21 protein-coding genes and 2 tRNA genes are annotated in these 20,732 nt (G+C 62.9%); 9 read left to right on the top strand and 14 right to left on the bottom strand.

The features are described from left to right. Positions 1-181: 181 nt before the first annotated feature. The 8 genes from D3H54_RS09585 to D3H54_RS32150 form a co-directional block, all read right to left on the bottom strand. Positions 182-526, bottom strand: a complete 345-nt coding sequence (locus tag D3H54_RS09585; protein WP_149378842.1) for a hypothetical protein — start codon at positions 524-526, stop codon at positions 182-184. Then, entirely contained in the window at positions 526-837 is a 312-nt protein-coding gene (locus D3H54_RS09580) for a hypothetical protein (protein ID WP_149378841.1), read from the bottom strand. Before D3H54_RS09580 ends, D3H54_RS09585 begins: the two co-directional genes overlap by 1 nt. A gap of 2 nt (positions 838-839) precedes the next feature. Then, positions 840-1,694: a phage major capsid protein gene (locus tag D3H54_RS09575; protein ID WP_149378840.1), complete on the bottom strand. Its 855-nt coding sequence runs from the start codon at positions 1,692-1,694 to the stop codon at positions 840-842. Between the two features lie 151 nt (positions 1,695-1,845). Next, positions 1,846-2,262, bottom strand: a complete 417-nt coding sequence (locus D3H54_RS09570) for a hypothetical protein (RefSeq protein ID WP_149378839.1) — start codon at positions 2,260-2,262, stop codon at positions 1,846-1,848. A 14-nt stretch (positions 2,263-2,276) separates the two neighbouring features. Next, positions 2,277-3,644, bottom strand: coding sequence for a phage portal protein (locus D3H54_RS09565; RefSeq protein ID WP_286199266.1), 1,368 nt, complete (start codon positions 3,642-3,644; stop codon positions 2,277-2,279). A gap of 23 nt (positions 3,645-3,667) precedes the next feature. After that, on the bottom strand, positions 3,668-5,107 hold the full coding sequence (locus D3H54_RS09560) for a terminase large subunit domain-containing protein (protein WP_149378837.1): 1,440 nt from the start codon (positions 5,105-5,107) through the stop codon (positions 3,668-3,670). An 889-nt stretch (positions 5,108-5,996) separates the two neighbouring features. Beyond that, positions 5,997-6,200, bottom strand: coding sequence for a hypothetical protein (locus tag D3H54_RS09555; RefSeq protein WP_149378836.1), 204 nt, complete (start codon positions 6,198-6,200; stop codon positions 5,997-5,999). After that, positions 6,197-6,403 carry a helix-turn-helix domain-containing protein gene (locus tag D3H54_RS32150; RefSeq protein ID WP_168214821.1) on the bottom strand — a complete coding sequence of 69 codons (207 nt, stop codon included), beginning with the start codon at positions 6,401-6,403 and terminating at the stop codon, positions 6,197-6,199. The genes D3H54_RS09555 and D3H54_RS32150 overlap by 4 nt, the downstream gene beginning before the upstream one ends. Before the next feature lie 541 nt (positions 6,404-6,944). On the opposite strand from D3H54_RS32150, the gene D3H54_RS09545 reads away from it, so the two are divergent. Then, complete coding sequence (locus D3H54_RS09545) at positions 6,945-7,139, top strand: helix-turn-helix domain-containing protein (protein WP_286199187.1); 195 nt, start codon at positions 6,945-6,947, stop codon at positions 7,137-7,139. Between the two features lie 202 nt (positions 7,140-7,341). Here D3H54_RS09545 and D3H54_RS09540 read toward each other — a convergent pair whose 3' ends face one another. Then, positions 7,342-8,520 carry a tyrosine-type recombinase/integrase gene (locus D3H54_RS09540; protein WP_149378834.1) on the bottom strand — a complete coding sequence of 393 codons (1,179 nt, stop codon included), beginning with the start codon at positions 8,518-8,520 and terminating at the stop codon, positions 7,342-7,344. Between the two features lie 77 nt (positions 8,521-8,597). Between D3H54_RS09540 and D3H54_RS09535 the strand changes: the two genes are divergently transcribed. Continuing rightward, positions 8,598-8,697 (top strand) — tRNA-His (locus D3H54_RS09535). On the opposite strand, the gene D3H54_RS09530 is transcribed toward D3H54_RS09535, so the two are convergent. Continuing rightward, entirely contained in the window at positions 8,698-9,021 is a 324-nt protein-coding gene (locus D3H54_RS09530; protein WP_149378833.1) for a hypothetical protein, read from the bottom strand. It abuts the tRNA gene before it with no gap. Between the two features lie 264 nt (positions 9,022-9,285). Between D3H54_RS09530 and D3H54_RS09525 the strand changes: the two genes are divergently transcribed. Both D3H54_RS09525 and D3H54_RS09520 read left to right on the top strand, forming a co-directional pair. Next, a complete protein-coding gene (locus D3H54_RS09525) occupies positions 9,286-9,744 on the top strand; it encodes a hypothetical protein (RefSeq protein ID WP_149378832.1) in 459 nt (152 codons plus the stop codon). Between the two features lie 222 nt (positions 9,745-9,966). Next, complete coding sequence (locus D3H54_RS09520) at positions 9,967-11,253, top strand: hypothetical protein (protein ID WP_149378831.1); 1,287 nt, start codon at positions 9,967-9,969, stop codon at positions 11,251-11,253. Here D3H54_RS09520 and D3H54_RS09515 read toward each other — a convergent pair. After that, positions 11,250-12,470, bottom strand: coding sequence for a L,D-transpeptidase (locus D3H54_RS09515; protein ID WP_149378830.1), 1,221 nt, complete (start codon positions 12,468-12,470; stop codon positions 11,250-11,252). The genes D3H54_RS09520 and D3H54_RS09515 overlap by 4 nt on opposite strands. A gap of 164 nt (positions 12,471-12,634) precedes the next feature. Between D3H54_RS09515 and D3H54_RS09510 the strand changes: the two genes are divergently transcribed. Beyond that, positions 12,635-12,710: transfer RNA gene (locus tag D3H54_RS09510), tRNA-Lys, on the top strand. 130 nt (positions 12,711-12,840) lie between these two features. On the opposite strand, the gene D3H54_RS09505 is transcribed toward D3H54_RS09510, so the two are convergent. The 3 genes from D3H54_RS09505 to D3H54_RS09495 are packed head-to-tail and all read right to left on the bottom strand — an operon-like array spanning position 12,841 to position 15,316. Then, the gene (locus D3H54_RS09505; protein ID WP_149378829.1) at positions 12,841-13,551 is read right to left on the bottom strand and encodes an EAL domain-containing protein; all 711 of its coding nucleotides are present in this window, start codon (positions 13,549-13,551) and stop codon (positions 12,841-12,843) included. A gap of 18 nt (positions 13,552-13,569) precedes the next feature. Next, the gene (locus tag D3H54_RS09500; protein ID WP_149378828.1) at positions 13,570-14,511 is read right to left on the bottom strand and encodes a PAS domain-containing protein; all 942 of its coding nucleotides are present in this window, start codon (positions 14,509-14,511) and stop codon (positions 13,570-13,572) included. Further along, positions 14,489-15,316 carry a PAS domain S-box protein gene (locus D3H54_RS09495; RefSeq protein ID WP_149378827.1) on the bottom strand — a complete coding sequence of 276 codons (828 nt, stop codon included), beginning with the start codon at positions 15,314-15,316 and terminating at the stop codon, positions 14,489-14,491. Before D3H54_RS09495 ends, D3H54_RS09500 begins: the two co-directional genes overlap by 23 nt. Before the next feature lie 601 nt (positions 15,317-15,917). Here D3H54_RS09495 and D3H54_RS09490 point away from each other — a divergent pair. The 4 genes from D3H54_RS09490 (at position 15,918) to D3H54_RS31145 (ending at position 20,584) form a co-directional block, all read left to right on the top strand. Further along, the gene (locus tag D3H54_RS09490) at positions 15,918-17,468 is read left to right on the top strand and encodes a PQQ-dependent sugar dehydrogenase (RefSeq protein ID WP_286199186.1); all 1,551 of its coding nucleotides are present in this window, start codon (positions 15,918-15,920) and stop codon (positions 17,466-17,468) included. A gap of 9 nt (positions 17,469-17,477) precedes the next feature. After that, the gene (locus D3H54_RS09485) at positions 17,478-18,863 is read left to right on the top strand and encodes an FAD-binding oxidoreductase (protein WP_149378826.1); all 1,386 of its coding nucleotides are present in this window, start codon (positions 17,478-17,480) and stop codon (positions 18,861-18,863) included. Between the two features lie 89 nt (positions 18,864-18,952). Further along, positions 18,953-20,152, top strand: coding sequence for a cytochrome P450 (locus D3H54_RS09480; RefSeq protein ID WP_149378825.1), 1,200 nt, complete (start codon positions 18,953-18,955; stop codon positions 20,150-20,152). Between the two features lie 270 nt (positions 20,153-20,422). Next, positions 20,423-20,584, top strand: a complete 162-nt coding sequence (locus D3H54_RS31145) for a hypothetical protein (protein ID WP_168214820.1) — start codon at positions 20,423-20,425, stop codon at positions 20,582-20,584. The last annotated feature ends 148 nt before the right edge of the window (positions 20,585-20,732 follow it).

Below are 20,732 nucleotides of genomic sequence, written 5' to 3'. Positions count from 1 at the left end.
CCAGCCGAAACTGGGGGGTTCGCGGTGCAGCCTGAGACGGGCGCACAACCGGGGGAACTAGGCCCGGTCATTGGTTGGCTCCGCACCGGTAACCAGCCGGTCGGAACCATGGGCGGGGAAGGATTTTGAGGAAAATCCCCGCCCCTGCCGGAAAGAAGCCGATCTCCCCAACAGGTTGCTCTTAGTTGGCCACGGCGGTGATCGTGAACCACCGGTATCGCGGTGTCGTGGTCACCAAGCCACGACTGGCCCACTGCGGTGGGCCTTGAATCTTGAACTTCACACCGTCCATAACGAGCGTGTCCCCGTGCTCGGGCTGTACCGGCTCCCTGAGTGGTACGCCGACCAATCCTGTGGTGTCGACAATGTCGCCGCGCTGGCCTGCTGGCTGCCACTTTGGGCCACCGACCACCAGGCCGCTGATGGTGCCGACCTCACCGCCGACATGAACCACGTTGCCTTCTGCGTCGACCGGATCGCCGTGGGCGTCCCTTGCCGCTGGGCGGTACAGCGTGCCGGTTGCCATCACAGAGCCTTCACCCTGTAGCGGTCCAACACCACCAGTTCACCGACCGTAAAGCCGACGAACGGCGAGTACGAAACCGACTCAGGACCAACAGTTTCAGCACGGATACCGGCAGGGTTGCTGATCATGCGCGCCGACGCCGCGAGGATCACAGCGCGGATCTCAGGGTTAGGTTCGCTATCGGCGAAGCCAACGCCGCGCGTGTGCGCTGATGCCATCGCGCTCACCACGCCGATGACCGCGTCACCCTGCTCCTGGGTGACGGTTCGGCCAAGCAGCGCAGTGAGATCGGCACTAGTTGGTGCCGCCACGGTTAGGCCGTCTTGATCAGATTGACTGCAGCCGGGTTGGTCAGGATCACGTCATAGCGAGACACGCAGCGGATAGCGATGCTGTCGTTCGCGCCGTAGGTCTGGTCAAGCACCACAACCGAACTGTCGATGTCACGCCCGATGTAGATGCGGCTGGTGTCCAGGATCGCGACGGCATTCCCAGGCACCGCAGTTGTCAGAGTTACTGGCAGGCCGAACAACTGCTGGTCACCAGCGGCGAACGCGGCTGAGGGATCAAGGACGTACCGGGCATCGGTGTCCGAAACCTTGATCTTGCGCAACGCCGCGAAAGTCGTTGGGCGCATGGCCAAAACACTTGGGGCAACGTGCTGCTCTGCCATGGCGGCGAGCGCATCGATCAAAACGTCAGGGTCGGTCAGCAGATCAGCATTGGTAGAGCTGGTGATCCCCGATACCTTCAGTACGCCCTTGATGCTGTTGGACGAACCTGTGCCGTTCCATAGGGCGGCGTCCAGGACGATGGCCTGGTCCTCCACGATCCGCTGTGTCAAAACCGACTCCAGCGACAGCGCCGACATGCGGATCAGTTCATTGCTTACTGGCGTGAGGCTCTTCAGGCCGACTCGCTCAGTTGGGAGCAACACCAACTCAGTAAGGGCAACGGCCTGCTCTGTGATCGCCGCGCCGGGAGCGGTGAACGCCGCTGCGGGCGACGTGCTGGCCGCTACCGGGATACGAAGAGGGGCAGCGGTATCGATGATGTTGACACCGGGTAGAGACAGGAAAGTCGACTTCTGCTGCAGTGGGGCCACTACGGCTGCAGATAGCGCGGCATTGATGGCGGAAGCATTGGCCGCCGGGGTTGCAATTGTCATTTAGGTAATGCCTTTAGGGATAATTGTTTTACATCGCTACGCTTCTAAAGGCATCGCGCCTCGCGTTGCGGTGGACGTCGCGTCCAAAGATTGGGCATCACGCCCGAAAGATGTTGAGGCGGAATCACGCCGCTACATCTCTAATTATATGTCACACCATCGATTTCAGGTGGCTGATGAAGTTGACAGGGGGCACCTGGTCCTTGGCTCCTTGGCCGACGTCACCGTGAGGGGTTCGTGCCGCGAAGTGCGGTTTACGGGTCAGCAGTTCATCGATGGCCGAATTGAGCGCGTCGGTGTCTTCGAGGTGCGCAGCGTCGAAGGGAAGATCATTCGGGTCAGCCAATCGCCCAGTTGACCGCACCAATTCGGTGTGCAGCCGCGCGGCATAGCTCTTCGCCTTCTGTCGGTGGTCGATAGCTTCCTGCTTCAGACCGTTGACATAGTCAGAGTCAAATACCTCTGTATTGCCCTGTGGCGCAGCGAGATCGTCTCCAGTTGAGATCGCCTCGGGTTCGGCCAGTTCGTCTGTCTGCGTGGCTTCTGGGGCCTCGTTTGTGTCACTCATTGCTAAGTCTCCTGTTACCGGTCGCCCGCGCCACTTAGGACATGGGCCAAGTTGATATCGCGGGCGTCGGCCACGTCGCGCTTGATCGAGGCAAGTTCGCGCTCAATCTGCTCCTGCGAAAAGCCCAGTCGCGCAAGGGTCGCCTCCCGACTCAACAAGCGAGAGCTGAACAACTTCACCGCAGCGTCAGCAGCAGCGGCCTCACTGCGCACATCGAACGGACCCCACAATGCGCGGACAGCCACCGCGTTGGGGTCGACACCGTGGCTCACTGCGTACACCAAACGCGCCACCAGTTCGTGGGAACGTGAGAACATCTTCGCCTTGCTCTCGCTTCGGGCTGTCAGTCCAGCCTCCGAAGCTTGCATCGCCTCGCTAGTGCTCGGGTTGGCCGTAGTGATCCCGCACATATGGCTTGGGATTGCACCCACAGTCATCAGGCTCTGGACCCAAATGTCGACAGCCGTGCGGAAGCCCTCTAGGTTCGCGCCGTCAAGCTGGCCGAAGCGGGCCTGAGGATCCTCGGCCAGCATCGCCCGGTTCCCTTCAGGGATCGGGTTCACCGTCTGAGTGACCGGTTCGCCGTCCTCGCCGATAACCGGGTTGCCGTCCTCGTCGGTCACCGGCTCTTCGGTCAACTCAATTCCGGTGGCCCATCGGCGGGGTCGGGCGGTGTACTCCTGGGCCACGGCAAGATCTGCAACCGTCTTGGCCAGACCGTCAATGAGGCACTTCAGCGGCTGAATCTCGGACTCACCCGAATACTCCAGATACGGGGTATCTCGCCACGCCGACGGCAGCAGATCAGCGTTGGTGAACGCCACGATAGGCACCACACCCAAGCCGTTCGGCACAGTCTCGATTAGCTCAAACTCGCCACCGCCACCCGGCGCATTGCTACGCCAATGCTCGACAGTGTCAGCCTGGTAAATCCACGCGTCGGTGTGACCCTGCGTGGCTGGTGTCGTCTTCACTGACACCTGCTTGATCCCGGCCACGATCTGGCGGGTCACGTCATCCCGCTTGACCGCTACCGAGTCGCCCGACTCAATTGTGATCGTGGGGTTGCCGTGATCATCGGCCCACACCAGACAGAACGCCTCGCCCTGCAATAGAGCCTCGCGGTGCAGCGTGTCAGCCAGGGTGTCGTAATCCAGCGCCAGCAACTCGTCCCATACCGGGGCACCGTCAAAGCCGTTGAGCCGCAGTCGCTCAGTTAGTGCGGTGATTGCGACGCGGGCGTAATTCACCGACAACGCACCGAAGCGGTTACCGAGCGCGGCCCGTGCCTCTGGTGCCAGGTAGGCCAAGGGCTGCTTGCCATCCCAATAAGACCGATTCTCCGAGCGGCGATGCAAGCCAGCCGATAGACGCTGCTGCATCTCGATCAACAAAGGGGTACTAGTCATGCTGCGAAACTCACCGTTCGCTTTCGTTTCAGAGGTTTGGATGCGAACCACATGGCCCGCGACACCGCCATCACCGCGCAAATCGCGGCATCAATACGGACGGACCGGTGCGCCTTAACCAGCCGACCGCCGCGCCCGTCCTCCGTCAGCACGGCGTTGTTCAAGTGCTCACCGATCAGCGGATGACCGGAATGACTGAGTTGTCCGTTTCGGCACGCATCGAGGAACGCCGACGTTGCCGCCGACATGCGGTTGACCGTCTGGGGGAAGTCCTTCACCGGCAACCCGTCGCCCTCTAGGACGGCTAGGGATCGCTGCCACCGATACGAGTCGCACGCAATCTCGGCGACGTCCCAGCGTCGGCACGCGTCCCGAATGGCCTGCTCAACTTCCAGGATCGGAATGCGATATGTCGTGTCGTTCGGGTCCGGTCGCCCCCACCACTTCACAAGCTGCAGAAGCGGTGTGGCAGACACGGTGGCCGCGACGATGACGGTCGCATCGTTGCCGCTATACGAGCCATCGAACGCCAGCACCACTCGTTCCCCGGCGGGGATATCCCCGCCGGCCCCCAGGGCCTCCCACAAATCCTGCGGCAACGGCGGGTCCGCGTTCGTGACGTTCCACTGAATCAACCGGACCCTGCGCCAATGAGCTTCGCTTGTCTTCGGCGGCGCAGTCGCCAACAAAGATTCCAGCGTCAGCCAATCCCCGAGCGCGGGATTACTGGCCTCAAGGCAGTGCTCACACGTCAACGGGTGATCAGGCCAGTTGTTGGCGCTGAACTCCATGAACGCTTGCGACTTGTCCTCAGGGTGCGCAATGGCATGCTCGCGGAACTGCGCCAGCACGTTGTGTGGGATTGGCCCCGGCGTACCGATCAGAAACAGTTGAGCGTCAGGCTTCTTCGACGCCGAGAACACCGCAACCTCGTACACCTCGACGTTGATCCGGCCACCCTCATCACAGATCGTCAGATCGGGCGTACGGCCCTCCAACGCAGGTGCATTCGCGGGAAGCCACCAAAGCTCACTACCCCGAACCACCAAGTGGTCCTTGAAGACCGTCGTGCGCTTCTCAAGCTGCGGATGGCGAGCCACCATCTTGCTGCAGATCTCACCAATGATCCCGGCCTGGCGCTCATCGACGGCAAGCAAGTCAATCGAAACGTCGTCATCAAGGAACAGTCGATAGAGACACATCGCCGCCGCAAGAGTCGACTTCGCGTTACCACGACCAATTGCCAACGCCGACAACTTCGGACGCTCTGGTCCCCACACCATCGCCACGACGTCCCGCTGCCACGGGCGCACCACCATCGGCATGTCTTTGGCCAGCCGGATGTACGCCTCACAGAACCGACAAAAGTCCTCAACGTCATCCCCGGTTCGCTTGAACCGCAGCGGATTCTGATCCGCAGGCTTACGAATCGGCATGACGTGTTGAAGCTTTCGTGTGGCAAATCGATCCGGCGCGGCTCAAAAAACGCGCGCCGTCTTTGCGAGAGGTGTCCCGGCAAAGGCGCTGGTCGGGGCCGGTCCCCATGGGCCTAGAGGGCTAGCCTCTGCGAGGCCCTGGCCTGCGACGATTAGTCGTGTCTGGTCACGTTGTTGCCGCGAGCGGCTCCGCGAGCACGATTGCAGGCGAGACAGCGAACGGTCATCAGGCCGTTGGCGAACCAGTCGAGCGTTGGTTTGTGACCGGCTTCGATCAGTTCCCAACTGCGTGGTGTGTGGTCGACGCTCAGGTTGTCTACTGCTCCGCATTCACACCATGGCTGTAGGGCGATGGCCTTGGCGCGCAGCCGCTGGTAGCGGGAGCCGTACCCGCGTTGTGTAGCTGATGGCCTGGGGGACTGCGGTAGTCGGCAATCGTGGCAGCGGCTTTTGCCGGGTTCGGCGTCGTCACCGCATTCGATGCAACTACGGCTCAGCATGGGCCGTAGTGGCCTCTCATTGCCCCGTGGAGCGGAGTTCAGCGCGTTGGACTAGGTCGGCTAGGTGTGCGGCTGTGAGGGGTGCTCGGTGGCCGTCTCGGCTTGTGGAGTAGCCGACGTGTGTGCCGTCTTCGAGGGTGAGGAGGAGGCTCGGCGCGGCGGCGTCGGTGCCGAACTCTTCGGCATGCGTTACGCGTGTCATCGGCTGCCCTTCTTGGGGATTGAATACTCGCGGCACTGGCTGAACCCCCGGTGGCAGCCTGCTACTACGGATGCGGATCCGGCATATGCAAGTTGATGCCGGTGAACTCCTTGGCAGAACGGGCAGGCCACTGAAATTCGTGTCGAGTCCTTCGCGATGATTTGAGCGATACCGGTTTTGAACCCGGTCACGTCGCGGCCTTGAGGAGTTGGTGACTAATCTTCGCGACGAGCACGCCCGCCTGGTCGAGAGTCAATCGAATGCGTTGGTAAACAAGCGAGTTGTCATCGATGTACAGGTCCACCAGACCGCCGACTGCGTGTGCGTCGATGTCGACGGGCAGGATGTCGTGGATCTGAGCGGTCGTCCAATGCGGACGTGGCGCGCTCACACTGCCCCCTCGCCACGTAGTGTGCGTTCACGTTCACGGGCGCGGTAAAGATCGAGCTGCGAACGCGGATACACCAATCGCCGATTCTGCTTCCACGACACCGGACCGCCGTTCTTCCAACGAAGCTGATACATGCACTTAACGGACACACCCAAGTAGGCAGCCGCCTCTTCAACAGACAAGAGTTCATCCGTGCGTGCCATACTTCTTGCTCCTGCTATCTGAGACACGTCAACAGTTCTGCCGCACTTAGGCTCCCGCTTCGCGTCCGCCGTCCGCTCGTGGGCATACATGTGTCTAGGGAAAATTCGATCTCGATGAGAGATCAGGCTACGGGGGGTCGCTACACACGTGCTGACGACGTGCTTAGGCCATCGACAATAGGTTGTCCGGTTATCCACCTGTCCCAGTTACGAAGCGCCTGGGACCTGCCGCGCTTTACTGCGAGGAGATGCTCAAATACGTTGCACTACTTCAGCTTGTAAGTGCTGGGCTTGTACGACCTGCCAGCAGGGCGATAGTCGCTCGGCTTGTGATGCCGGAACACTGAGCGTCGAGAATGCTTGTGGTGCAATCTTTCTACAGCCATCAATCGAGTCTCTCTACTCAGTATTCTACTAGACGATTTCGAAATCGTCGTTGAGCTTCATTCTGCTTGTACGGGACAGGATAAGCCCCCGCTTCGGGCGTCAACCGGGAGAATGCGCTGACCTGGGTCAACCGGATCGTGATGAGATACGAGGCGTGACCACGACTACCCACAACCTGCCGCCACTGCCCTCCCTGCGACAGGCTTCCGAATGGCTTGGCGTCAGCGAAAAGACAGTTCGGCGCTACATCGCACAGGGCCGCATCAGAGCCAAGCGAATTGGCCCACGGCTCATACGGATTGAACGCGACTCACTGCTGGCGTTCGCAACGCCCGTTGGGTGCGAATGATGGCGGCACCACAACACGCCATGACGCCGTTGATCGCGAAGGAAATCGAGTCCGTTCTGCGACGGAATCGCGGTCGGAGCTATGAAGATGTGGCGAACCTGGTCGCCGACGCACTGGTCGGAAAGTACGCAATATCCCTGAGGTCGACCGAACCGAAGCCATACGACGGAAAGCCGAGAGGCGGGCGGATCTGGTAACCCGGCTATGCCGTCGTCACCGCAGCCAGTTTTGACATCGCCTCTGCAATCTTCGCGTCCCGCTCCTGGGCGGCTATCTGATAGCGCATGGCCATCCCCGGTGTCGTGTGGCCTAACCGACTCATCAGCTCTTTGGTCGTCGCCCCGGCCTGCGCGGCTAACGTCGCTCCTACGTGGCGTAGATCGTGGACGCGCATGTCTCCCTTCCCCACTGACGCAAAACCGGCCTTTACTGATTTGGTGAAAGCCGTTGTGGAGAGCCGCCGCCCGCGCGTCGTGGTGAACACAAACGACTCTGGCCCTCTACCGGTGTGTTTTTGCATGTGCTCGCGGAGCTGTTCGGCTACATGTGGCGGCACAGTCACGTCACGGATACCGGCGTCGGTTTTGGGCGGGCCGACCACTAGCTTGTTGTCGACCCGTGTCGCAGCCCGCCTGATCTTCAGGGTGACGCGCTCGCCATCGTCGTGGACATCCTTACGGCGTAGCTCGACCAATTCCCCGAATCGCAAGCCGCACCACGCGGCTACCGGAACCGCCACCCGGTAAGCCTCTGGTGCCGATTGGGCGACTGTGTCCAGTTCTGCCGGTGTCAGGGGCTTCACATCACGGGCCTTCGGCGGCTTCCCCGCCGACTTGATCTGACACGGGTTCTCCGTAGCGGCTTTGTCCTCCACGGCTGTGGCGTAGATGGCCTTGAGAAGTTGGTACGCCTGCGTGTTGCTCGTCGGCGTCTTCATTCTCTTACTGAGGTCCACCCACCACGCCCGCACCCGCGCGGGAGTCACGGCCCTCAGGATCTCGTCGCCCAGGTCGGGCAGAATCCGCGTGTTCAGCAGCCGGGTGTAGAGGGCGTGGGTCTTCGGGGTCAACTCGCGGCCTGAGTCCGCCCACCGTCGCCGCCGCCAATCCGCGTCCATCCAAAGGTCGGCGTACTCCCTTAGCGTCACGCCGGTCAGGGCCTTCAGCTCGGCCCGTGACTTCGGTGGCGTCCACTCCCCCAGTTCGATCAGCTTGCGCTCGTTGGCTAGCCAGCCTTCGGCGTCGGTGCGGTTGTCGTAGGTGTGCAGTGCGTAGTACCGCTTGCCGTCGCCGTCGTAGATATACGAGGCTTGTACGCGCCCGTTTCGCATGGTGCGCAGGGTGCCGAAACTGCGTCTCCTGGCTGTCTTCTGTGTGGCCATGTTTGCAACCTTATCGCAACGCTATTGCGTCCTCACGTGTCTGTGAGCTGGGGGTTTTGTCCCAACTAAGGTTGCATGATGGCAGTCAGTAGATGGTCTTTGAACTGTAGTTATATGACATTTCTACGGTCAGGTTGTGATCCTGGCTGTCGCGGGTTCGAGTCCCGTCAGCCACCCCTACCAGTCAGGGAGCCGTGTGGTTCCCTGACTTTTTTTGCCCCCAGGGCGCGGGCCCAGCTCCACGCCGGCCTGACGCGCGACATCGTGCAGTCGCGCGATGTACTGCACCACCTCAGCGTCTGCCTGCGCTCGCCGGACCACGCTGCGCCGCTGCCGTACGTTCTCGGTGGCGACGCCGACGATGAAGAGGCCGAGAAACGCGAGTCCGCCCGACACATTGCCGAACATCGACCAGGTGAGCGCGCCGGACACCGCGGTGCCCAGGGGCAGCACCACCACCACCGTGATGATCGAGATGCCGGCCGGATCGATGGTGCGCATGACGGTCTCTCTCAGCCCGACTACCTACGGGAGCGTAGGTCGAGTGACTAAGAGCGAGCTAATAGTTCACTTATCACGAAGCATGGTTCCGGTCGGCCGACGCGGAAGCCTCGTGCGAGAACAGACTTGGCAGTGCTGTGGTCCGACTCACGTCGTCCGTGCGGCCCCTGGCAAAGATTGATGATTCAAAAGTTTCTCGACGGGGTAAAGACCAGAACAACAACTTGGCGTCGGGGGGACGCATATCGCGAAGGGACCCGAGGGATGACCACTAACGAATTCGCTGAAATCGACGGTTCGCAGCAATTAGCCGCGTGGCAGGACCGCCTCGCCGCCTTCGTCACCGCTCTCGACGCGATCGATGCCGACGACCCGTACACGTTCTGCGAGGACGCGTGGGACATCTGGGAGAGCGCAGCTATCTCCGATCCCCCCTCGGCCACCGACCCGGCAATGCTTTTAGTCCTGGGCGTGATTGAGGTGTTGGCGGAGGCGATCACGTCGACTGCTCGCGATCACCACAGCACAGGAAAGGGCAACCGTCCGCTGACGCTGTCCGCCATCCACAACTCGTTGATGGATGAGTTGAATGCGGTCCGCCTCCAATGCGAGCGGTGGCAGCACGAAGGTTTGCCAGGACCCGCGACGGTCAAGGCGCGCAGCGCGGCCGCAATGGCCCGACTACAGGTTGCCACCAAGTTCGGCAACCAGCTCTCGGCATAGCACCAACGATTTGTTCCCATCCCGCGCACGCCGGACAGGTGTCCAGTCTGACCAGCGGTTCGAATTCCGTCTTCGCGCGGCTCAGGAGGGTTGATCCACTCCTCCGGAACACCGAAACGATAAAGATTTCGGCCGTTCGTCGCAGTTGACCGACGAAATTATTCGAACATGAGTTACCGTCGGGTAATAACTGCACCGCTTAGCTGGGGGGAGGGTTGCAGCATGCACGGCCACGACGTAACCACTGAATCGAGCGGGTTCGCCGGCGACGCCAGCCCTCTCGGTGTCTGGACAGACCGACTCGACGCGTTCTGCGCGGCCCTCGACGCCATCGATGCCGACGACCCCTTCGACTACTGCGCCGACGCATGGGAGATCTGGCAGGGCGCCGCGGCAGCCGACCCCCCGCCGCAGGACGACCCGGCGATCCTGGTGGTGCTTGGCACCCTGCAAGCGCTCGCGCATGCGATGACGTCGGCGACGCTCGACTACTACCGCACGGCAGACATCCGGGACCGGATGACGGCGTCAGCAATGCACACCTCGATCAAGCGCTGCCTGGGCACGTTGCGGCGCGAGTGCGGACGCTGGCTGCACGAGGGTGGGCCGCCGGCCGATGAGATCAAGGCCAGCACCATCGAGCTGGTCACCAGCCTGCAGGCATCCGGTGCGCGGCCGACGGCAGACACCGGGATCACATTCGACAAGGTGTGCGCACTCACCAATTCCGAGAACAAGCGCTATCGCGAGGCATACGGCCGATTGCGGACGATGGTCAACCGAGAGTGGTTGCAGCACATCACAGCCGAGAGCGAAACGTTGTCCGACGTCGTGACCGGAATCGTCCTCGATCTGCAGACCACCCATGGTTCCACCTTCGACGAGCGCATCAACGACGAGCGTCGCCAAAAAATCGGGTCAGCGTTGGCAGCCGTGACCGGCGCCCTGCACAGCCATCGGGAACGGTCGGTCGCCAGCGCGGCGAAAGCATTCGGCCGCAACAGCCCTCAGGCCCGGGCGGTGGATGCGTTGTTCGACGATCTCAGAGAGTCGTCATTCGACTACCGATGGTTGAGTGAGCTGAACGAGTGGTTGCAGCACGGCGTCAGCGACGCGCTGCGGTACCAGTTCACCGCACGCCGACACGGCGAGCCACATGTGGACGTCCACTTGGACCGTCACCGCATGGCGGCACGCGCGAATCAACCGGGCAGGAGATGGCCGGTGCCCGACGAACTCGCCGTGCTGAGCCGCGATCCGAGCGTGCTGGACATGATCAAGGGGATCCAGCCGAAACTCACTGCCGTGCAGGGGCAGATCGACAACATCCTGTACCCGACTGTCGCCGAGGACGTCGCCGCCGTCAAAGAGCTGATCGGCCGATTCGGCGGCGAAAAGGGTGTGGACGCTGTGAAATCGGCGCCCGGGTCAACCCACGAGCCGTGGACTCCCCCGCACTTGTCACCCCGCGTGCTGTCGTTCATCCGCAACTTCGACGACCGGCATTAAGCGTTGGCGTTGCCGGCCTTCCACTGCTGCCACGGAATGTTCCAGTCGCCGAGGCCCTCGGTGCCCGGCAACGTCGAGCCGACGGTGTTGCGGACTTCGACGATGTCGCCGCGCTTGGTGTTGTCGTAGAACCACCGCGCATTGCTCGGGCTGGCGTTCAGGCAGCCGTGACTGGTGTTGGAATACCCCTGCGCGCCCACTGACCACGGCGCGGAATGAACGTAGATGCCGCTGTAGGACATCTGGGTGGCCCAATCCACTTCAGTCCGATAGCCGTTGGGCGAGTTGGACGGAACGCCGTACGTCGACGAATCCATGATCATGTGCGACAACCGGTCGCCGACGATGTAGACGCCGTTGTTGGTCGGGGTGCTGTTCTTGCCCATCGAGATCGGGATGGTCTTGATGACCTCGCCATTGCGCCGGACGGTCAGCTGCTTGGTGTTGTCGTCGGCCGTCGCGATCACCTCGTCACCGATGGTGAAACGGGACGACAGGTTCTGCTGGCCGAACAGCCCGTCGCCGAGATCGACCCCGTAGGTGTTGGCCTGGACGTCGACGGTGGTGCCCGGCTTCCAGTAGTTCTGCGGGCGCCAGCGCACTTCGCGGTTGTTCAGCCAATAGAAGGCGCCCTCGACGGGCGGGTTGGTGGTCACCTTGATCGCGCGTTCGGCCGCAAGCCGGTTCGGGATGTTCTCGTCGAAGCGCACCGCGATCGGCTGACCGACGCCGACGACCTCACCGTCACCAGGCAGCAGGTACGGCATCGTCAGGTTTTCCGGCGACTGCGTTTCGAACGTCAGCTTCTCGGTCGTCACGCCACCGAGACCCAGCGACTGCGCGCTCAGCGTGTAGCTCTTGTTGTAACCCAGCGGCTCGCTGGTCGACCACGTCACGCCGTCGGGGCTCAGCGTGCCGGCCACCTGCTTGCCGGACTCGTTGACCATCGTCACCGACCCGAGCACTCCGCCGGTGGCGCTCACCGTCACGGGGCGGTCCAGCGGCACGTCAACCGCGCCGTCCTTGACCGATGCCGTCAGCTCGGGCACGAGCAGGTCGCCGTAGGGCGTGCCCTTGTCGGCTATCACCTTGACCGGTGCGGGCGCCGACTCACCGCTGCTGCACCCGCTGAGACCAATGAGGAGGGCGGGAATGATCGCAAGGGCCGCCAGCCGGGTTCGACGCCCCGGCCGGTTCAGCGAGCCGACCTGCCACATACCGCCCTCAAATCCTGCTAGCTGTGCGAACGCTGGGATTGTTTGGCAATAGTCTAAGGGAACATCCAGCCTGGTGGCGACCGTGCAGATCAGCGGCCCAACCGAGCCCACCAGCGGGATTTCATGTTCTGCAGTGGTGTTTGTTATTGTCGCTGACGCGGTTCGCGCCGTTAGCTCAGTTGGTAGAGCAGCTGACTCTTAATCAGCGGGTCCGGGGTTCGAAACCCTGACGGCGCACCATGGAAAAGCCCTGCTTAGGCAGGGTTTTTCTCGTTTCAAAGCATTTGCTGGCTGTGACCGGAGTGTCAGAGGTCAATTCTGACAGCACAACAATGACCTGCATACCGCGCACTTGCATTTGGCCGTTGACTTATTGCGGGGTCGCGGAATCGACGCAGGGTGTCGCCGGTGCCGGCGCGCCGATGAGATAGCCCTGGAGTCGATCGACCCCGAGTTCGACCAGCCGGGTCCGGGTGTCGGGGTCTTCGAGGCCCTCTGCGGTGGTGAGCAGCCCGAATTCGGTGGCGATGCCGATGATGGACCGGACAACGGCTTCGTCTTGGGGGTTGCTCAAAAGGTTGCGCACGAAGGTGGAGTCGATCTTCAACGAGTTCAACGTCATTCCGCGAAGTTCGATGAACGTGCCGAAGCCGGTGCCGAAGTCGTCGAGCGCCAGCCGGCAGCCCAACTCCCGCATGTCGTCAGAGAAGCTTTCGGCAAGATCGGTGGAAGCCAGGGCTGTGTGTTCGGTGATCTCGAACGACACCCGGGCGGCGGCGTCACCGCCTTGGCGCAGTTCCTCGGTGATCGCCAGGATGGTCGCCGCATCGTTGATGGATGCCGCCGAAAGGTTCACCGCCACCCGGCGGCCCGCCCGGCTCAACTCGATAGCACGGGCCACCATGAACCGGTCGATGGTCGGCATCATGCCGAACCGCCGGGCTTGCGGAAGGAACTCGGTAGGCACCATCACCTGCCCATCGGGCCCCACGATCCGGACCAGAAGTTCCTCTTCGACCAGCTGACCAGTACGGGCATCGACGATCGGCTGGGCGTAAGCGACCAGGCGTCCTTCGGCGATCGCACGCGATAGGAACTCCTAGAACTCCAGCCGTTCCCGTAATTCCCGCTCAACCGGGCTGACGTCGGTGACCTGGACGAGGAAGCTCTCCACGCGGCCGTCGTCGTCGCGAATGCAGGTCACCGAGTGATCGCCCCAGATCGTGTGACCGTCGGCGTGGATGTACTGATTGATCATCCGGTAGGAGTCGATGTGGCCTTTCACCATGGCCGTGATGTGAGTCCAGTTCTCCTCGCAGTAGTCCGGGTCGGTCACCTCAGTCCACGTCTTCTGGAGCAGCGTGTCCGCGTCATAGCCCAGGAACCGACACATCTCATGGTTGACGTCCTCGACGCGACCCCCCGAATTCATCAAGCACATGCCTACGCCCGCGTTTTCCATCGCCCGGCGCAGACGTTCATTGGCTTCGGCCTGTCGCTTGCGGTCCAACTGTTCGCGGGCTTCTACTTCGGCGGTGATGTCGGTGATCAGGGCGACTTGGCTCTCCACTCGCTCCTGGTCGCGGAGACAGCTGACCGACAGATCAGCCCAGATCAGATGGCCATCGGCGTGGATGTATTGCTTGGTGATCCGGAAGGAGTCGATGCGGCCTTCGTGAAGATCGTTGACTTCCTTCACGCTCTTGTCCAGGTGCTCCGGCGGGGTCAGTTCCTGCCAGGTCTTCTGCTTCAACGTTTCGGCGTCGTAGCCGAAGAGCTGACACGCCGCGTCGTTGACCTCCAGGATGCGACCCTCCGGGGTGACCAGGCATATGGCGAGGGCGGCGTGCTCCACCGCCCGGCGGTAGCGTTCCTCGGCTTGGGCCTGGAGTCGGCGGGCTTCCTCCAGTGCCTTTTCCACAGCCACCTCGTCATCGATCAGACGCAACGAGGCGGCGAAACCGTCCTGGCGACCGTCGATGTCGTAGAACGGCTGGGAATGCAGATGGACCCAGTGTCTAGTGCCATCGACCGCAATCATCTCGGCGCGCTGTTGGACCGCACGGCCCCTCGGCGAGCGCCTTCATCCTCTCGGCATGGGACGCTTGCCCCTCTGGGGGAATGACTTCCCGCAGTTCCCGGCCCACCCAGTACTCGGGAGATGCACCCAGCACGCCCTTAACCGCCGGGGAGACCCAAACGGCCCTGCCGTCCCGGGCGTGGATGATCACGTCGGCGGTGTTCTCGACGAGCAAGCGATAATTTCTTTCCGAGGCCGCGAGCTGGCCCTTCTCCTGTTGAAGCTGTTGAGCCAGAATGCGATTGCGTTCGTCTGCTTGCACCCGGGCGGTGATGTCGGAAATCAGCGCGACGAAGTTCTCCACATGGCCGTCCTCGCCGCGAATACAGCTCACCGACAGATCACCCCAGATCGGATGACCGTCGGCACGGACGTACTGTTTGACCATCCGGTAGGAGTCAATGCGGCCTTGCAGAATGGCGTTGAAGTCATTCAGTTCCGCTTCTAGGTATTCCTGCCCGGTGAAATCCTGCCAAGACGTCCCGTTCATCGCTTCGGTGTCGTAGCCGAAGAACTGAGCCATCGCGTCGTTGACCTCACTGAGGCGACCCTCCGGTGAGACCAGGCACATGCCGACAGCCGCGTTGTCGATACAGCGGCGGTAGCGCGCCTCGGACTCTGCGGCGTGTTGTGCGATACGGAATCGCTCGGTGACATCGCGCCAGGTGACGGTAATAGAGGCTGGCGTCGTTCGGGTGGCTCTGATGTCGTAGCGGCGGGTGTCGAGCAGATCTTCCGTGTCGTAGCAGAAGTCATTGAGAACCAACGGCTTCCGGTGTCCACACACCGTGTGTAACCGAGGAGCAGCGCTCCCTTCATGCCTGGCATGGTCTCCACCACGCTGCGACCGATCAATTCCTCACGGGACAGCCCCAGGTAATCACACGTCGCCTGGTTGACTTCCCGGTAGACGAAATCGACGATCTGGCCAGCGGAATCCCTCGCCGCTTCCATGAGCACCTGAGGATCAAGCAGCGCGTCGGCGCTGGCCCGCAGCAGAGCCGCGGCAGGCTCTCCGCCCGCGGTTGATGCGCTGAGCTCAGCGGAGGGCGGTAGCGCTGAGCTCAGCGGGCGGCCTACGCCCCTCCGCGACCACGCTGAGTTCCGAATCGACGCCCCCCAAATTGCTGCACGACGAGACCATAGGCACAACGCGGCGGGCAGCGTCGAGAAATTCACCAAGGACCTGCTGAGGGCATCACTTTGGCTGCGGCTTTCGAGAACCTCACAACGACAGATTTGAGCCCCGCCTCCGGGCCGGGCTCCTAACATGTGCAGCGACTTCACAGATTTGCCACCGCCACGCTGTCGGGGTGGCAGAATTGGCACAGCCGTCAGTCGGCTGGCCAACCTGTCGGGGGGCACCTATGGTGCACACCAAATACGTTGCGCGCATTGGCATCATCGCCACCGCGCTGTTTTTCGGATGGGCGCTGCTGACCGCGCCCGGTAGTGCGTGGGCAGACACCGCAGCCGATTCCGGATCGAGCGCATCGCACGCACCACGAACCGGCCGGGCCGCCCCACGCCCTCAACCGCAGACTGCCCACGCCCGCAAGGCTGCCGCTGCGACCCCGCGCCCGCAGGCCGACCGACTCGTGAAGCCGGTCGCGACGGCCAGATCGGTGAACTCGATCGTCTCTGATGTGACCGCCTGCGCCTGCAACGTGATCAAGACCGTCGCGACCTACAGCGCGCTCTTCGTGTCGGAGCTGCGCCCACCGTCCATCCCGCAGCCACCACCCGACCCGTTCGGTGCGTGGGCGGTGCTGGCCTGGGCGCGCAAGCAGGCCGAGGATGCCGTACAGCAGATCGCCGCGCAGCCGGTGGTCAAGCAGGTGGTGCAGGCGGTGCAACGCATTGCCGAACGGACCTACGACGCCATCATGGCGTGTGGCACCACACCGACCGGGCCGCCCGTATTCGACCGCACAACAATCGCTTCGGGCCTGTCCAGTCCCACCGACTTCGTCGTCCTGCCCGACGGCCGGATTCTGATAACCGAGAAGGCCGGTGACATCCGGCTGTATCAGAACGGCGCGCTGAGCCCCGACCCTCTGCTCGTCATCCCGACCCGAACCGAAGGCGAACGCGGGCTGCTCGGTATCGAGGTGGACCCCCACTTCACCGACAACGGGTACATCTACGTCGCCTACACGACCACCGACGCCCACTACCAACTGTCTCGGTACACCGTCACCGCCGACGGCATCGACCCCAACTCCGCGCTGCCGCTGTTCCGTTCAGTCGACGAGGAGAAGAACAATCACCAGGGCGGCGACCTGCTCTTCGGGCCGGACGGCATGCTGTACTGGGGAATCGGTGACAATACCGTCGGTGCCAACGCCCAGGACCTGACGAACATCCACGGCAAGATCTTGCGCCTGAACCCAACGGATGGCTCTGCACCGCAAGATAATCCGTTCGTCAACACCCCGAACGCGGTGCCGCAGATCTGGGCGTACGGCCTGCGCAACCCGTTCCGAATCGAGTTCACCCCGGACGGCCGCCTGCTGGCCGGCGACGTCGGCAACAACGCCGTCGAGGAGCTCGACCTCATCACCAAGGGCGGCAACTACGGCTGGCCGGGTGCCGAAGGTGTCTGCGCCACGTGCACTTCCATCAATCCCATCTACACCTACGACCACTCCGCCGGGAATGCGGCCATCACCTCGGTCCTGCTCTACACCGGTGCCGCCTTCGGTCCCGGCTACCAGAACACGGTGTTCATCGCCGACTACATCCGCGGGTGGATCAAGGTCCTGAAATTCAGTGCCGACTACACGTCGCTGATCCGCGAGGTGACGTTCGACGCCACAGCCGGTAGCACCGTCAAACTGGCTCAGGGACCGGACGGCACCATTTATCAGCTGACGATCTTCCCTGGTGAGCTGTCGATCCTGAGCCCCGCTGACTAGGGTTTGGCCATGGCCGATCTGGCGGCACTCTTCTCCGACATCGTCGGGCGCACCCATCTACTGACCGGCGACGCCATTTCCGACGACTACAGCCACGACGAAGCGCTGACCATCCCGGCGCAGCGGCCCGCGTATCTCGCCAAGCCCGCCACCGCCGAAGAGGTCGCGGCGCTGCTGAAAACCGCGACCGAACACCATGTTCCGGTGACGGCGCGAGGGTCCGGTTGCGGCCTGTCGGGTGCGGCCCAACCGGTCGCCGATGGGCTGCTGATCTCGTTCGAGCGGATGAACGCCATCGTGGAGATCGACACCGACAATCACGTCGCCGTGGTGCAGCCGGGTGTCACCCTGACCGAGCTCGATGCCGAGACCGCCCGCGTCGGACTGAGTTACACGGTGTATCCCGGCGAGCTGTCGTCCAGCGTCGGCGGCAACGTCGGGACCAATGCCGGCGGCATGCGAGCGGTGAAGTACGGGGTCACCCGCCACAACGTGCTCGGCCTGCAGGCTGTCCTGCCCACCGGCGAGATCATCCGTACCGGCGGCAAGATGTCCAAGATCTCCACCGGGTACGACCTCACGCAGCTGATCATCGGCTCCGAGGGCACGCTGGCGCTGGCGACGGAGGTTACCGTCAAGCTGGTGCCCAGGCTGGCGCACAGCGTCACGGTGCTGGCGCCGTTCGACGATTTCGACCAGGTCATGGCCGCCGTGCCGAAGCTGATCTCGAGCGGACTGAACCCGACGATCGTCGAGTACATCGACAACGTCGTGATGGCCGCGATCGTCAATGCCGAGAAGCTGGAGCTCGGCATTCCCGAGGAGATCCGCGAGACGTGCGCGGCCTACCTCGTCGTCGCCCTGGAGAACAATCACACCGACCGCCTCGACGAGGACGCCACCGCGCTGGGTGCATTGCTCAGCGACTGGGGTGCCTTGGATGCCTATGTACTGCAAGGTAATTCAGCGCGCAGGCTGATCGTGGCACGGGAGAACGTGTTCTGGACCGCGAAGGCGATCGGTGCGGACGACATCATCGACGTCGTCGTGCCCCGGGCGTCGATGCCGGAGTTCCTGCGCAAGGCCCGCGACATCGCGATGGCCGAGGGTGTCGGCATGAGCGGGTGCGGACACGCCGGCGACGGCAACGTGCACGGCGTGCTGTTCTGCAAGGACCCGAAGACCCGCAAGAAGCTGCTCACCGAGATCTTCGCTGTCGGCATGTCGCTGGGCGGGGCGATCTCCGGCGAACACGGTGTCGGGCGAGCCAAGGCCGACTATTTCTGCGAGCTCGAGGATCCGGCCAAGCTGGCGTTGATGCAGCGGATCAAGCACAGTTTCGACCCGGCCGGCATCCTGAACCCCGGCGTCGTTTTCGCCCCGCAACGGCCTTGACCAGCGCTCGCCGGGGCTGCTAGACATGGCACCACCCGAGAGTTTGAGCGATCGCTCAGCACGCGACGGGGCCAGGACCGGGGATGGATATGGCGATTGCGAACGACACCGTCTATTACGACCCGTACGACGTCGCCATCGTCGCCGACCCCTACCCGGTGTATGCCCGCCTGCGCGATGAGGCACCGATCTACCACAACGAGCGCTACGACTTCTGGACGTTGTCGCGGCACGCCGACGTCGACGCCGCGCTGTCGGACTGGGAGACGTTCTCCAACAGCCGCAGCGACATCCTGGAGCTGATCAAGTCCGACTTCGACATGCCCGGCGGCGTGATGATGTTCCAGGATCCGCCCGCCCACACTCAACTGCGCGGCCTGATGTCGCGGGTGTTCACCCCCCGCCGGATGGCCGAGATCGAAGACCAGATCCGTCGGTACTGCGTCGGCTGCCTCGATCCGCTGGTCGGCTCGGGCGGCTTCGACATCATCGCCGAACTGGCCTCGATGATGCCGATGCGGGTCATCGGCATGTTGCTGGGAATCCCGGAATCTGAACAGGTTTCGGTGCGCGACGCCAACGACGCCAACCTGCGCACCAAGCCGGGCACCCCGATGAAGGTCGCCGACCCCGAGCGCATCGCCGACGGCCGGATCTACGCCGACTACGTCGAGTGGCGGGCCAACAACCCCTCCGACGATCTGATGACCGCACTGCTCAACGTCGAGTTCACCGACGACCAGGGCGTCACCCGCAAACTGACCCGCACAGAGGTGCTGCACTACACCCAGGTGGTGGCCGGCGCAGGCAACGAGACCACCGGCCGGCTGATCGGCTGGCTGGCCAAGGTCCTGGCCGAGCACCCCGACCAGCGTCGCGACGTCCGCGACGACCGCTCGCTGCTGAACCGCGCAATCGACGAGACGCTGCGCTTCGAACCCACCGGACCGCACGTCGGACGGTATGTGCTCAGAGACTTCGAGTGCTACGGCACGACGGTCCCCGCCGGCAGCGCGATGCTGCTGCTGTTCGGCGCCGCCAATCGGGATCCGCGCCGTTATGACGACCCTGACAGCTTCAATATCCACCGCGACACGATCAGCCATCTGACGTTCGGCAAAGGTGTCCACTACTGCCTCGGCGCCAACCTGGCCCGGCTAGAGGGGCGGGTTGCGCTCGACGAGCTGCTCAACCGCTTCCCCGAATGGGATATCGACTACGCGAACGCCAAGCTGGCACCGACATCGACCGTGCGGGGCTGGGAACGGCTACCCATCGTCCTGCCCTGATCCAACCTCCGACGTTGCCCGAGGTCGCGTCGACACCTGTCGACGGTCGCTGTGAGATGCATCGCTGTGAATCTGCTGGGCAAAACGTCGGGACAGTGGACTGACCAGCAATAATGCCAGTGCGGAGATAACCGGATGGGTCATCCAAACTGCAAAGTAGTGCTTTGTGCTGCACTTATGCGAAAGGCGGTGTTATAGTCGGCGTTAGCTGTACTGACCAACAGCCGCCCTCGGACCACGTGTCCAGTGACGTAGTGAGGACTTAGCCGCATGAAGCCGGAAAACCTCGTGCCCCACCCCCAGGGCGAGGTAGCTCAGCAGGCACCCGCACCGGCGACGCCGCTGCACGTGCACAGCTGCGGCCGGCTGGGTCTGACGGCCAATCCTCCCGGCTTCCGCCGCTCGTTCGGCGATTGGCTGCGCCGCCGCTAGTCGCGGCCGAAGACACGGCTGCAGTCCCGCAGACCGCACCCATCCCGATCACCATCATTCTGTGAAATTCCTGCTGGCTTGATGCGGCTAACGACGGGGTAAATCAGAGCGGTGACCTACAGCGGAGTCGCTCTGCCACGCGAGATCC

This window comes from Mycobacterium sp. ELW1, assembly GCF_008329905.1.
Classification (GTDB): Bacteria; Actinomycetota; Actinomycetes; order Mycobacteriales; family Mycobacteriaceae; genus Mycobacterium.
The sequence above is the reverse complement of the archived record's forward strand: the minus strand, read 5'-3'. Positions and strand labels throughout refer to the sequence as shown.